This window comes from Nostoc sp. (assembly GCF_036919595.1).
In the GTDB taxonomy this organism is placed as follows: Bacteria; Cyanobacteriota; Cyanobacteriia; order Cyanobacteriales; family Nostocaceae; genus Nostoc.
The window spans coordinates 24,188-36,016 of sequence record NZ_JBALCO010000127.1 but is presented as its reverse complement, the minus strand read 5'-3'; the positions used below and the strand labels follow the sequence as shown (position 1 = coordinate 36,016).

Annotated in this window: 13 protein-coding genes; 6 read left to right on the top strand and 7 right to left on the bottom strand. The window is 41.7% G+C overall.

The features are described from left to right. The first annotated feature begins 406 nt into the window (after positions 1-406). The 3 genes from V7K21_RS19100 (at position 407) to V7K21_RS19090 (ending at position 2,778) form a co-directional block, all read left to right on the top strand. Positions 407-604 carry a hypothetical protein gene (locus tag V7K21_RS19100; protein ID WP_273763769.1) on the top strand — a complete coding sequence of 66 codons (198 nt, stop codon included), beginning with the start codon at positions 407-409 and terminating at the stop codon, positions 602-604. Between the two features lie 218 nt (positions 605-822). Then, positions 823-1,080: a cytotoxic translational repressor of toxin-antitoxin stability system gene (locus V7K21_RS19095; RefSeq protein WP_273763768.1), complete on the top strand. Its 258-nt coding sequence runs from the start codon at positions 823-825 to the stop codon at positions 1,078-1,080. Positions 1,081-1,191: 111 nt separating this feature from the next. Further along, positions 1,192-2,778, top strand: a complete 1,587-nt coding sequence (locus tag V7K21_RS19090; RefSeq protein WP_335176832.1) for a glucose-6-phosphate isomerase — start codon at positions 1,192-1,194, stop codon at positions 2,776-2,778. 111 nt (positions 2,779-2,889) lie between these two features. Here V7K21_RS19090 and V7K21_RS19085 read toward each other — a convergent pair whose 3' ends face one another. Genes V7K21_RS19085 through V7K21_RS19075 form a run of 3 tightly spaced genes read right to left on the bottom strand, consistent with a single transcriptional unit; the run spans position 2,890 to position 7,117 of the window. Then, positions 2,890-4,434 (bottom strand): DUF1802 family protein, encoded by a 1,545-nt coding sequence (locus tag V7K21_RS19085; protein ID WP_335176831.1) that lies wholly within the window; start codon positions 4,432-4,434, stop codon positions 2,890-2,892. A 2-nt stretch (positions 4,435-4,436) separates the two neighbouring features. Beyond that, positions 4,437-6,392, bottom strand: coding sequence for a P-loop NTPase fold protein (locus tag V7K21_RS19080; protein WP_335176830.1), 1,956 nt, complete (start codon positions 6,390-6,392; stop codon positions 4,437-4,439). A gap of 50 nt (positions 6,393-6,442) precedes the next feature. Further along, positions 6,443-7,117: a hypothetical protein gene (locus tag V7K21_RS19075; RefSeq protein ID WP_335176829.1), complete on the bottom strand. Its 675-nt coding sequence runs from the start codon at positions 7,115-7,117 to the stop codon at positions 6,443-6,445. Positions 7,118-7,462: 345 nt separating this feature from the next. Between V7K21_RS19075 and V7K21_RS19070 the strand changes: the two genes are divergently transcribed. Beyond that, positions 7,463-7,951: a hypothetical protein gene (locus V7K21_RS19070; RefSeq protein ID WP_334798288.1), complete on the top strand. Its 489-nt coding sequence runs from the start codon at positions 7,463-7,465 to the stop codon at positions 7,949-7,951. Between the two features lie 93 nt (positions 7,952-8,044). Beyond that, a complete protein-coding gene (locus V7K21_RS19065) occupies positions 8,045-8,377 on the top strand; it encodes a translation initiation factor (RefSeq protein ID WP_335176828.1) in 333 nt (110 codons plus the stop codon). A 317-nt stretch (positions 8,378-8,694) separates the two neighbouring features. Here V7K21_RS19065 and V7K21_RS19060 read toward each other — a convergent pair whose 3' ends face one another. The 4 genes from V7K21_RS19060 to V7K21_RS19045 all read right to left on the bottom strand — a co-directional run bounded on the left by V7K21_RS19060 (position 8,695) and on the right by V7K21_RS19045 (position 11,271). Continuing rightward, on the bottom strand, positions 8,695-8,910 hold the full coding sequence (locus tag V7K21_RS19060; RefSeq protein WP_298918180.1) for an NAD(P)H-quinone oxidoreductase subunit O: 216 nt from the start codon (positions 8,908-8,910) through the stop codon (positions 8,695-8,697). Between the two features lie 79 nt (positions 8,911-8,989). Next, positions 8,990-9,895 carry a DNA-formamidopyrimidine glycosylase gene (locus V7K21_RS19055; protein ID WP_335176827.1) on the bottom strand — a complete coding sequence of 302 codons (906 nt, stop codon included), beginning with the start codon at positions 9,893-9,895 and terminating at the stop codon, positions 8,990-8,992. Positions 9,896-10,148: 253 nt separating this feature from the next. Further along, positions 10,149-10,364: a photosystem I reaction center subunit IV gene (locus tag V7K21_RS19050; protein WP_335176826.1), complete on the bottom strand. Its 216-nt coding sequence runs from the start codon at positions 10,362-10,364 to the stop codon at positions 10,149-10,151. Positions 10,365-10,686: 322 nt separating this feature from the next. After that, the gene (locus V7K21_RS19045; RefSeq protein WP_335176825.1) at positions 10,687-11,271 is read right to left on the bottom strand and encodes a PAP/fibrillin family protein; all 585 of its coding nucleotides are present in this window, start codon (positions 11,269-11,271) and stop codon (positions 10,687-10,689) included. A 242-nt stretch (positions 11,272-11,513) separates the two neighbouring features. Between V7K21_RS19045 and V7K21_RS19040 the strand changes: the two genes are divergently transcribed. Then, complete coding sequence (locus V7K21_RS19040) at positions 11,514-11,750, top strand: DUF3134 domain-containing protein (protein ID WP_335176824.1); 237 nt, start codon at positions 11,514-11,516, stop codon at positions 11,748-11,750. The last annotated feature ends 79 nt before the right edge of the window (positions 11,751-11,829 follow it).

The window sequence follows — 11,829 nt, the reverse complement described above, 5'->3', positions numbered from 1 at the left end:
TTGATCTGGTGATGATTGTTGCGTCATGTTTCATATTCTACGACGCACTTACTTACTTTTTTCTCCCTGCCCCGGTTTTCTGAGCGGATACAAAAGCTCAACCTTCGAGTTCAAAAGCTCAACCTTCGAGTTCAAAAGCTCAACCTTCGAGTTCAAAGGCTCAACCTTCGAGTTCAAAGGCTCAACCTTCGAGTTCAAAGGCTCAACCTTCGAGTTCAAAGGCTCAACCTTCGAGTTCAAAGGCTCAACTTTCGAGTTCGCGGACGCTCCCCTGCCCCCTACCCTCAACGCTTGGCGAATAAATTTTAGCGTTGCTTGAGCATAGTCCTACATTGCCGTTAACCTTTGCTAATTTTGTGGGAATACTATTTATTGTTGGTCTTGGGTTGTAGGGAATAATTGACGTATGAATTTGCTGCGACTGAGAATGCATCACTTAATCGAGCAGTTAGCCGATGAGGATTTACAAGACATTTGGGACGTTCTCGAAGGTTTACATTGTGACTTTTATATGCTCAAAGCGATACAACAAGTTAAGCGATCGCAGCAACCGTGGGATATCTTAACCCATGAAGAAGCGGTACGACTGTTGATGTTTTTCTGATTCAGTAGCGCTTTTAATAGTGCTAAGTAGTAGCCCATAGTAAAAGCTAAGGGATAAGTTAGGAAGAAATTTGTTTATTATTCAGAGCTAAAGCCAGAGATTTAGACTCAATATGCCCAAGTGTAAGTCTTAGTATTGCTTCTTCACTCAGCACCCACTACTTTCAACTCAGCCCTCTTTTGGTGTCGTCCCTCAAGTTTTGGTTAAGGTAACGCCTAGTGAGTTTGGAAATGCGCTATGCAAGGTCTTTTTTGCTAGACCTGAAGAATTTAGAACCTGCCGCCTACGAGCGGGTGCATGATTTTGTCTTTATTGAGTTAGCCCAAAAGTGGCAACTGAGTGATCTAAAAGAACTACGACACCTTGATAGTGAAGGCATTTTTCACCGCTTTACCCTAGATAATTATCTGATTGGTATAGAAATCAGGGGTGAAATTGTGAAATTTCTGCGTGTCATGCCTATGCCAGATGTTTAAGGATAAGAGTCAAGGGAACACTTAAAACTGTAAACTGTATAAGGCTAGGCAGGGATCGCTATAACCTTACATTAAACTGGTTTTGAAAAACACTTTATTTGAGATTTCCCTATGGATGCTAGGGCACTTTGGCAACGATACCAAAACTGGTTATATTTCCACGAGGGATTGGGACTGTACTTAGACGTGAGTCGAATGCGGTTCGATGATGCCTTAGTGGATTCATTGCGTCCGAAGTTTGACAAGGCGTTTGCGGATATGGCTCAACTCGAGAAGGGTGCGATCGCAAATCCTGACGAGAAGCGCATGGTTGGACACTACTGGCTGCGAAATCCTGATTTAGCGCCAGCTCCAGAACTTACACAAGAAATTGTCCAAACCCTAGAACAAATCGAAGCCTTTGCGGAAAAAGTCCAAACAGGTGCTATTCATCCTCCCAGAGCAAGCCGCTTCACGGATATTATCTCCATTGGAATTGGTGGTTCCGCTCTCGGTCCCCAATTCGTCGCTGAAGCCCTCGCTTCTGATTTCCCGCCCCTGAAACTTCACTTTATCGATAACAATGATCCGGCAGGTATCGATAGCATTCTCAATCATGTGCGAAATAGCCTCGCCAGCACTTTAGTATTGGTGATCTCTAAATCTGGAGGGACGCCGGAACCTCGCAACGGCATGATTGAAGTTAAAAAAGCCTACGCCGGACACAATTTGGAATTTGCTCAATATGCGGTAGCAATTACTAGCGTTGATAGCAACCTCGATAACTTGGCCAAAGACGAAGGTTGGCTGGCCAGATTTCCCATGTATGACTGGGTAGGAGGACGCACCTCAGAAATGTCTGCTGTGGGGCTAGTACCAGCGGCATTACAGGGGATTGATGTTCGCGCTATGCTAGATGGCGCAAAAGAAATGGATGACGCTACCCGCATCCCAGATGTGAAAAATAACCCAGCAGCCTTGCTTGCTTTGTCTTGGTACTTTGCGGGCAATGGAAAGGGCGAAAAAGATATGGTTGTTCTACCTTACAAGGACAGCTTATTTTTATTCAGTCGCTATTTGCAACAGCTGGTGATGGAATCCTTGGGCAAGGAAAAAGACTTAGACGGCAACGTTGTCCATCAAGGCATCGCCGTTTATGGCAACAAAGGCTCAACAGATCAACACGCTTATGTCCAGCAGTTACGTGAGGGTGTAGCGAATTTCTTTGCTACCTTCATCGAAGTGTTGGAAGATCGTCAAGGCCCATCCACTGAAACAGATCCCGGAGTTACAACAGGCGATTATCTTTCCGGTTTTCTCCAAGGAACCCGACAAGCGCTTTATGAAAATCACCGCGATTCGATTACAGTTACCATTCCCCAAGTTAATCCCCGAACTGTAGGGGCATTAATTGCTTTGTATGAACGTGCTGTTGGTTTATATGCTAGTTTGGTCAACATCAACGCCTACCATCAACCAGGTGTAGAAGCTGGCAAAAAAGCTGCCGCCACGATTCTCGACTTGCAAACACGAGTCGTAGCAGTGCTACAAAAAGAAAAAACTCCCCTTTCTGTTGACGAACTCGCCGAAAAGGCAGGCGCATCAGATCAAGTTGAGGCAATTTACAAGATTTTGCGTCATATCCATGCCAATCAGCGAGGTGTAGTTTTGGAAGGTGATCTTCACAAACCCGGCAGTTTGACCGTTTCTGCTAGCTGATAGCTCTAGTCTTCATATCACATTTTGTCCATAATTGTTGCTAATACAACAATTTTTTATTGTGAAGCATCCTAGATAGAAGATATATCTTCCGTCTAGGATGCTTCACTTTTAGTTAAGAGGTAAATCGCGGAGAAAGTAAAAGCGATCGCCTTTCCAATCACTGTTTTTTATTCGTCCTAAATAGCCTGTTAAGGGTGAAGAAAGTTCAATTAGAATTTCGTGCATTTCTGCTGTTGTTATTGGCTGTGGCGGACGTGAGCCAAAATACGCACCATGTAAAGCTTCAACACCAGCAGATTCTATGCCTGAGTTTTCTAAATAATTTTTGACAAGCTGGATAATGTGCGATCGCAATTTAATCTCTCTCTCCGCTTTATCAATATATTCATTAATTCTATAGTCAATTTGCCCAGGTTCTAGATATTGCTGTAATTCAACTAAGTTAATAGCACCTGGATATTTTGCTTTTAATTCAACGAGTTTTTGTAAAGTCATAGCATTAATAATACTTACTTCCCATTCTTTAGCGGCTTTTAGTGTATCTGTAGATGGATTACCAGGCCCAATTACTAATTTAGCTGAAGTTAATAGTTGAGTTTTTCCTAAGTGCATCCCACCAAGTTTGAGTAATTCCTCAACAGTACGACTCGGAATCAGCTTACCCGCCTTACACTCGCAAACAATAGGGTAAGGTTTTGAACAAAATAAATCTAAGCCTCCAGCGCCACCTTTGTAAGCATTTTCAACTTTGAAGCCTAAAAACTCCAGACTTTGGCGTGCGATATTTTCAAAATCTGTACCAGCTTGATAGTTACTTTTTTTCTCATCTTGTTCGATGCTGCGATCGCCCAATTTTGCAATATCATTTATCCAAGCTAAATTTTGATCGGGTTGCTTAATTAGCTTGTCACTACTCCAACCTAAAAATATTTTGATATCGCCGTCTAATTGTTTAGCTGCTGGTTGGCTTATGGCAAGGGATGCGATCGCACTCTGCAATTCTTCTAGTTCAGGATGCAGCGGTGGCTGTCGATTTTCTAACTGATGCTTACGTTGGGCGAAGGTGCGATCGTTTAATACTGGATTTACTTCCGAAACACCAATATTAGGTAAACCCACAAATTTACCTAATTTTTCTTGAATGTTCGGATTAGCTACAACTTCAGATAACTCAGGTAAATGATAAACTCGTAAGTAAGCCAAAAAAATATGTGGTTGTTTCTGTAATATTGCTTCAAATACTTCTGTTTTCCATATAGTTAGCTGAGATAAAATATCTAAGTTTTCAGTCGAGTTTAGTATTTGGCAACGTTCGCATGTAGCCCAAGCTTTGATTGAAACCATTTTATAAGATAAGAGGGGTAATTGTAACTGCTCATCATTTTTAAGTAAGCTGATTTGCTTAGGCTGTAATAAAATGCCCTGATTATTAAACTGTGTTAATACACTTTGAGCAATGGTTAAAAAATGTGCGTGATAGTATTGCTCAATTGAAAGCATAGTTGCTGAATAATCAAGGGGGTAAAGAGCAAATTTTTGCCCAGCATTAAGCAATTTCCGGGGCATGGCTGCAATTATCCGCCCTTGTATTAAAGCTTCAATATCGGGAGCAGGTAGACATAGGGCGTTGTAAATTAAAATTGATTCACTCATATTTAACTAAACAACTCGTTCAATTCATCTGAGTTATCTGTTTCACTAATATTTGAAGAGTTGAGGAAGTTATCTATTAGTTGGATATCTTCTTCATCCTCAACAGTAGGCATACTACCCGATGGGTTACTTAAAATTTCTCGAATTAAAAGATTATCAAGCATAATCTTATTCTTTGAAATTATATCAAAAATATCTTCTTCTTTTAATTGATAACTTAAGCGTTTTTGATAAACAGTTAAAGTTGCTATAAGTGGGCGAATCTGCTCTCCTATAAAATCGACGTGTTCGCCACCTTTTAAAGATATAAGTTCGTTCAGCAATTTATATGCAGATGAATTATTTTTAATCTGTTTTATCTTGTATTCAGAACGAACTAGACACCCGCGAGTAAGGTCATATTTTTCGTAATCTATTAACCATTTTAATCCTGCTGTTAATGTAGCTTGAGAAGACTGTATTACAGCCACACCTATTTTTACTTCTTTCCCTCTCTCATTACCAATTATTTTGAAATCTATATAATTTATATGGTATGCTTTAGGCTTTATATCGTTTATAACCTCTTCAATCATTACTCCTTCTAAAGTTTGAAATTTTAAAGTTACAAACCCAAAATAGAGAGCTTCAGCAATTAAGGAACTATCCTCTATATAATCTCCAATATCTGCCTCGCTTTCCTTTTTGAATGCCAGTTCAAACCTCTCAAATGGATCGGATGGAAGCGGTTCTTCATAAATCTTAAAGTTATCTGTACACCATCGCAGAGCTTCCCTTACAGTTGGTTTACTTACTTTGCCGTATTCTCTTAACTTACTTTCTTCAAATGGATAAAGTGGATGAGGAGGAACTAAATTTTTTGCACTGTAAAACTCTTCCAACCAAACAGTGACTAATTCAACCATTGAGTCGCCACTAACGTGTTTTAATTCTAGCGGTTTTCGTTGTGTATATTTTGAAATTCTATCAGGCGTACCACCTGACATAGAATTTACTTTGTCTCTCCATGTTTCAGGCAACATTACTGTGAGAATAACAACACCTTGACTAAGTTCAGAATTTTCGAGAGTATCATGGAGAATTTTGACCAAATTAGCGATTACACTCTCTGTTGGTAACCCATCCTCAGTAGAGTTGTTTTTAACATCTATTTCGTCAAAACAAATAACGACTGGGTTATAGAAACTAACCAAATTCAAAATCTGCTGAATATTTTTGAGAGCTTCAGCTTCTTTATCTTGATTCGTTTTGTTAGGATTAGGTAGTCCCAACTCATCAGCATTAACTTGAGCTAACTCTTCACCAGATAACCATTTGATTGCAAAAGCTGCTTGAGTTTCTGAAAGCGTCCACAAAATAGCTCGAAGAATATAGGGATCTGCATTTGGCTTATTTTTGGAGACTTGCTTTTGCAAAGCATTCATTAAGTTTTTATTTTTAGCCAAACTCTGTGCATAGGCTTGATCAAATTTTTTGACTAACTCTGCTGGAGTGGGAGCATTTTCACTTCTACCTTCGTTTGCTATGGCTGCTGCAACTTCCTGCCACTGCATAACCCACTGACTACCAGTTTTGCTCAGACTATCGGCTAGGGTTTGTTGGAATTGGTACTTAACCAAATTTAAGTCTGTATAGTTATTACCACCCGCATACACGAATAAAGCACCACCTTCTTTTTCGAGATGATGACGAATGCGACTAAGGAGGTGGGTTTTACCAACTCCTTGCTGTGCAGTTATAGCAATTGAAGTCACCTTGTCTTGACTAGATTGACTTGTCCGTACTAATTCAATTGCTTGAAAAACTGCATCAGAAGCATGGGCATTCAAGCTAGGTACGTCTGGCGATTTCTTCTTCCAAATATCCTGTTCTTTGACAATTCCAGCGTTTATAAATGGATTGTGGCTTTGAATGGCAGCATTGACGGCTTCTATGGGAGACGCAGGGTTATTCGTCATAGTGACTCTGTAAAGTATGAGTTAATGTACGGAAATTAGTGGGAATCTGATTAATTCAAACGCTTGGCGTAAGAACGCAATCCTACTCCAGGTATAGTGATTGAGTCGTCACGTTTATCAGAATTAAAGTCTGGTATTTCTCCAGTCATCATTTGAAAAATATCATTAGCTTGCATTTCCAGTAGCCACTCGTTGAAATCTTCACGACTTACCCGATCGCCTATTTCTCTCCTAATTCTGTAAATTGGCACTAAATCATCTAAGTTGTAGTTTTGATTCAACTTGTCGTAGACTTCCAACGCCACTGACTTAAACTCGTCGTAAGATGCGATTCCTTCGGAAAGCTCCGCTAACGCACTTTTCCCATTAACTGGTACATCTGCACCACTAACCGCAACATCAATCTGACTAATCCATTTCACCAACGCATTTGCCGCCCAAGTTCCGACAATCGTCCCTTCAAACTTAAAATCACCACTTCTCAAACCCTCACCCAATACCTCTAAACCCTTGCCAGATGTCAGAGAATATCCCTTTTTGGAAATTGCGATCGCACCCTGCTTCTGTAATTCCTCGAATATGTCCTGATAATCTGTCACCTTCTGGCTTTTGCCTACAATTCGCTTAGTAAGTTGACCCTTCTTAACTTCCTGCTGCATTCCTCCCAAATCCCACAAAGCCAAAAGGAGACGAGTGCTAATTTGGGCTGTATTTTTTGATGTCATAGTAAGTGTATTTTTTGACAATCTTTATTATTGTAGTGGCTGTATCTTTGTAATTAATTTAGCACAAAAAAATAACCGAGAAATTGCTGAAGATTTAAAAATTTCAGCTAAATAGACTCATAAAAAATCAACAATATATTTCCTTAGGATGAATGGAGGTTCTCTCAAAGGCAGGATGAAATACTTGAAAAAATCGCTCATTATGTATGAGATAGAAACGCTGTAGCTGTGCAGTTGTACATTGAGTGGTATATGTTTTTTCAATTCCAGGCGAAATTACAGGAATTCCAACTTTGTATTTGCAACAGCAAGGCTTTTAGCAAATACAGGTGATGATGAAATCCGATGAACACAATATATAAAGAACGTAAAGTAGTTTCGCGTCTATTTGCAGTGCTGCTTTCAGCATTGCTAACAGTACCCTTGTTGAGTAGCTGCGGAGGCGGTTCCCGAAATGCTTCTGTACCACCACCTGTTGATGATAGTGTTGGTAGAACAGTGAGCAACAATCGAAACCAACCTGAAGCTAAGAAGGGATTGGGTACGGGGCAAAAAGTGGCACTTTTGGCAGGGGCTGCGGCACTTTACTACGTCTACAACCAGCATAAAAATGCTTCAAAAGAAGGAGCGCAAGGTAAGTACTATCTTTCCAAAAATGGGCGTGTATACTACCGCGATGCTGAAAAGCGCCCTCACTGGGTAACTCCACCATCAGAAGGAATTCGAGTACCGGAATCTGAGGCACAAAGCTATCGGCAATTCCAAGGCTATAACGGGAGTACCACAGGTCGCGATCTAAGTGGCATCACTTCATCCGCAGCTCCGGCTCTCTAGATAGCGAAGCGTGTGTATATCTAAAGCGGGTTTCTCGGAGGATAACGCCGATCGCGCACGTCGGAAACACGAACTAAAATCAGGAGACAGATTATGGTAGATGACTTTTTGCGAAAGGCGAAAGATTTCCTTTTGGGATCGAACGGCGATCAAGTTGACCAAGATGCCGAATTCCGCGATCGCAATGTACGTCCAGCCAGCGAAGACCCCTACGGCGACCCCGCAGATCCGGCATCTTATGGCAACGTGACTCCAGCCAGTCAAGACCCTTATGGCGACCCCGCAGATATCTCGTCTTACGGCAACGTTCGCCCAGCTAGTGAAGACCCTTATGGCGACCCCGCAGACCAAGGCGAGTTTGGTGACGTTCGCCCAGCCAGTGAAGACCCCTATGGCGACCCCGCAGATCAGGATCACCGCCGTTAATGCCAAACCTAACCCTCCAGCCACTAACCCTTGTAGGGAATGGGGAGAATTCAAAGCCTTTCTCCTAAAAGGGCAGAGGAATAAAAGTATGGAAGTGAGGTTTTCCAGATTCGGTGAAAAGTGATAAATTTTGGAATAGCTAACAAATAAGGCAGCGGGATTAGAACCTACTGCCTTTTGTTTTTGCTGTGATTTTGAGGTTGCGAAAAAGTCAAACAATCTCACATTTAAAACATTATTGAATAACCTGAGCCGCCGTACTTCAGTACAGGGCGGGATATGGCTAACTGTAAGGACTTCAGTCTCAAGGCGTTTAATTATTTAAACTCTTCGAGTTGATCCACACGTAACCAAATATTAGGTGTTGGCACTTTCCCAAACTTAATCAGGGCGTAATCACCCTTGACATCTACAATTTCGCCCTTGGTTTCAAACAAATAAGAAGGAAACCGAGTATCACTGGCTTTTGCTTCCAGACTATTTTCCAGTTTCTCGCGGATAGCGCGAACCATATCTCCTTTTTTAATTGCCATGAATTCCCCTCTCAAATTTGTAACTTGTTTCATCTGCATTTTAAGAGAGTTAGGAGTTAGAAGTAAAAACTCCTAACTTCTAATTCTTAACCGGAGGCGGAGCGTCTCCGGCTCCGCTCCTAACTCCCCGTAGTGTTTGACACTGTAGGCAAAAGTGACTAGAACGCCCAGCTAGCCTAATCCGTTGAATTGGTGTGCCACAAACTCGACAGGGTTCTCCAGCGCGGTTATAAACCCAGGCAACACCACCATAGTTACCGTTGACACCCTTAACACTTAAGAAATTACTAAAAGTCGTACCACCAGCTTCAATACTGGTTTGTAAAACTTGAATTATGGCTGTTCGCAAACGCTCAATTTGCTTTAGCTGCAAATCTATACACAAGGTTTCAGGTAAAATTCCACTCTTAAACAATGCTTCATCTGCATAAATGTTACCTAATCCCGCCACCACTGATTGATCGAGTAGCGCAGTCTTAATCGGACGGCGGCGGTTTTTGAGTTTGAGAGCTAGATATTCGCCAGTAAATTCGGGTGAAAATGGGTCTGCTGCCAGTTTTGCCAAACCAGTCATAATACTTTCTACAGCAACACCAGGCGGAACCCACCAAATTTTACCGAAGGTACGCTGATCAACAAAACGCAATTCCTGCTGCTCCCCAAAGAATAATCTTACCCGCGTGTGCTTATGTAATGGTTCATCTTGATGCAGCCATAGTAGTTGACCGGTCATTCGCAGATGAACCCCTAGCCAACTGCTTGAGGAAGGGGAAGAGGATGAGGGAGCGAGTTCGGCGAGGAGATATTTACCGCGACGATGCCAAGTAGTGATGGCATTTTTTTTAATTCCATCAACAAGCTCACCAACAGAAAACGGGTAGGCGATAGTGCGATTGAGCAACACATCTCCCCCCGTGATTTCTTGGTTGAGGGTCAATTGATTTAGACCCCTTCGGACTGTTTCAACTTCAGGCAGTTCAGGCATTCAAGCTGAGTTAAGCAAGCAATTTTGATGTACTTGAGAGATCAAGGAAGAAAAGATGGGGTAGTAACTTACACAGCCGTTAGTGGCTCGTAGCACTACCAAAGAGAAACCGTAAATACCCGCAGGGCGGCTTTTCGGAGATTAGGGTAGGCTAGGATGAAGGATGAATGAACTGAAAGTTTCATACTTCATACTTCATACTTCAGATTTCCCTTCATCATCGCATCAAACAATCCCCTTGTAGCTTTGCTGATTATTTTTTAGGTGGTTTAGCCTTCGGTGCTTCAACCTCCACTAATTCATCTTGAGCAAAGTTGTTGGTATTGATACCAGCGTAATTGACCTTATCAAAGCGGACAATTACAGGGTATTTGATGCCGCTTTGGTCTACGGAAGCCACAGTTCCTAGATCCTGAAACCAGTAGGATTCAGGGCGGAGAATACGTACTTTAGAACCACGTTGAACCATGATTATTTTCCCTTTTAGTTATCAATACGCCAATCTAGAGGGCTAATTGATTTCACTCTACAACCTGAAGGTCGCAGCAAGAGTCTTTGTTAAGTTATTTGTCTGAATTGGCCATTGGGTATGGGGGATAAGAGGCAAAAGGGCTGGGGGTAGGGTGCAAGGGTGAGAATTAAAATTACCTCTTTCCTCTCTGCTCCCAGCAAGAACTGCTTTCTTGCTTTCACTCCCTTGGCACATCCCAAATTTAAAATGGTATTATTTACTACTTGACAAGGTACACATTATAGCGTACCTTCGTTCGCAACAGGATCTTTGCACAAACTTATGTTTTACTCAATACGAACACGCTGCCCTCGTTACCTCTGCCGATCCGCAGATCGTTATCTATATAAGTGATATCTAACCAGCCTTGCTGTTGATCACTTTTTATTGCAACATCAATCGCCGGAAATTTCCTACCTGCTTCAATTTGTTGGATAAAAGTTACCGGAGAATTGTATTCTATTAAACGTTGTAAGCCGATAATAGACCGCTCAAATTTTACTTTGACACGCCGATCTGAAACTGGCTCAAATTTAGCAGCTACGCTGACTAATCCTGACAAATAAGGTAAGCCAAAAATCTCAGCTATGTTGTAAACACTGGCAGTATCTACCCGGATACACTGATAGATTTGACCCAGTTTACAAAAAGGTAAACGATCTATGTTTAAAAGAGCCTTGCTAGTGGTGTATAGTAATCGCCAATCGCCATTTAGCAAATTACTAGCTTCCACCGGACGGGGTGTAGGATTAAAGTCTTCTAAATTGGCGATCGCAGCTAGGATAGTCTGTTTCTGTGCTTGGGTCGCCAATAAACCGCGATCAGTAAGTGCGATCGCATCTATAAGAGCCGCTTTTGCCATCATCGCCTGTCACCTCTAAAATCACTCAGTTTCCATCAGCATAAACAAGATATTCATGACCTATGTGTAGAGCCATAAAAGTTACTAATAATCGCTTAACCTAAGCCATATGCCTATTAAATAAAAAATTTCTATCGGAATGCGGATTTCTCAACTAAAGGGTTGAAAAGATAACTAAATTAATCCGTGTCAAGTGATAGACTCTAAATGTCAACTTACGTATACCTTTTCTTGTCCTCCTCGATATGTTGAACTCTCCATTACGTGAAGACCCCCGTAACCAACGAGCCGATGTCATCCCCTTAAAGCAAGCGTCCTCTTTGTTGGACTGGTTGCAAACCAATGGTCGGATCATAACGCGTGACGTTCACGAACCGGATTTTCAAGATGACGAAGAAGGAACAGACTCCCTAATGGGTGTAGAAGATGGAATTGGCTACGACCTTGATGATGATGACAATATAGGAATCGCCGAGGATTAGCCTTTTCAGGCTAGGGACTTGGTAGTATCCCTAGTTCCTGATATTCAGTTTTATAAGTGTGGAGTGAAGGGAAACTTCT

Coding starts and splice junctions, on each gene's coding strand:
- V7K21_RS19070 (WP_334798288.1), top strand. CDS start 7,463: ATGAACACAATATATAAAGAACGTAAAGTAGTTTCGCGTCTATTTGCA.
- V7K21_RS19060 (WP_298918180.1), bottom strand. CDS start 8,910: ATGGCAATTAAAAAAGGAGATATGGTTCGCGCTATCCGCGAGAAACTG.
- V7K21_RS19080 (WP_335176830.1), bottom strand. CDS start 6,392: ATGACGAATAACCCTGCGTCTCCCATAGAAGCCGTCAATGCTGCCATT.
- V7K21_RS19050 (WP_335176826.1), bottom strand. CDS start 10,364: ATGGTTCAACGTGGTTCTAAAGTACGTATTCTCCGCCCTGAATCCTAC.
- V7K21_RS19085 (WP_335176831.1), bottom strand. CDS start 4,434: ATGAGTGAATCAATTTTAATTTACAACGCCCTATGTCTACCTGCTCCC.
- V7K21_RS19045 (WP_335176825.1), bottom strand. CDS start 11,271: ATGATGGCAAAAGCGGCTCTTATAGATGCGATCGCACTTACTGATCGC.
- V7K21_RS19040 (WP_335176824.1), top strand. CDS start 11,514: ATGTTGAACTCTCCATTACGTGAAGACCCCCGTAACCAACGAGCCGAT.
- V7K21_RS19100 (WP_273763769.1), top strand. CDS start 407: ATGAATTTGCTGCGACTGAGAATGCATCACTTAATCGAGCAGTTAGCC.
- V7K21_RS19065 (WP_335176828.1), top strand. CDS start 8,045: ATGGTAGATGACTTTTTGCGAAAGGCGAAAGATTTCCTTTTGGGATCG.
- V7K21_RS19055 (WP_335176827.1), bottom strand. CDS start 9,895: ATGCCTGAACTGCCTGAAGTTGAAACAGTCCGAAGGGGTCTAAATCAA.
- V7K21_RS19075 (WP_335176829.1), bottom strand. CDS start 7,117: ATGACATCAAAAAATACAGCCCAAATTAGCACTCGTCTCCTTTTGGCT.
- V7K21_RS19090 (WP_335176832.1), top strand. CDS start 1,192: ATGGATGCTAGGGCACTTTGGCAACGATACCAAAACTGGTTATATTTC.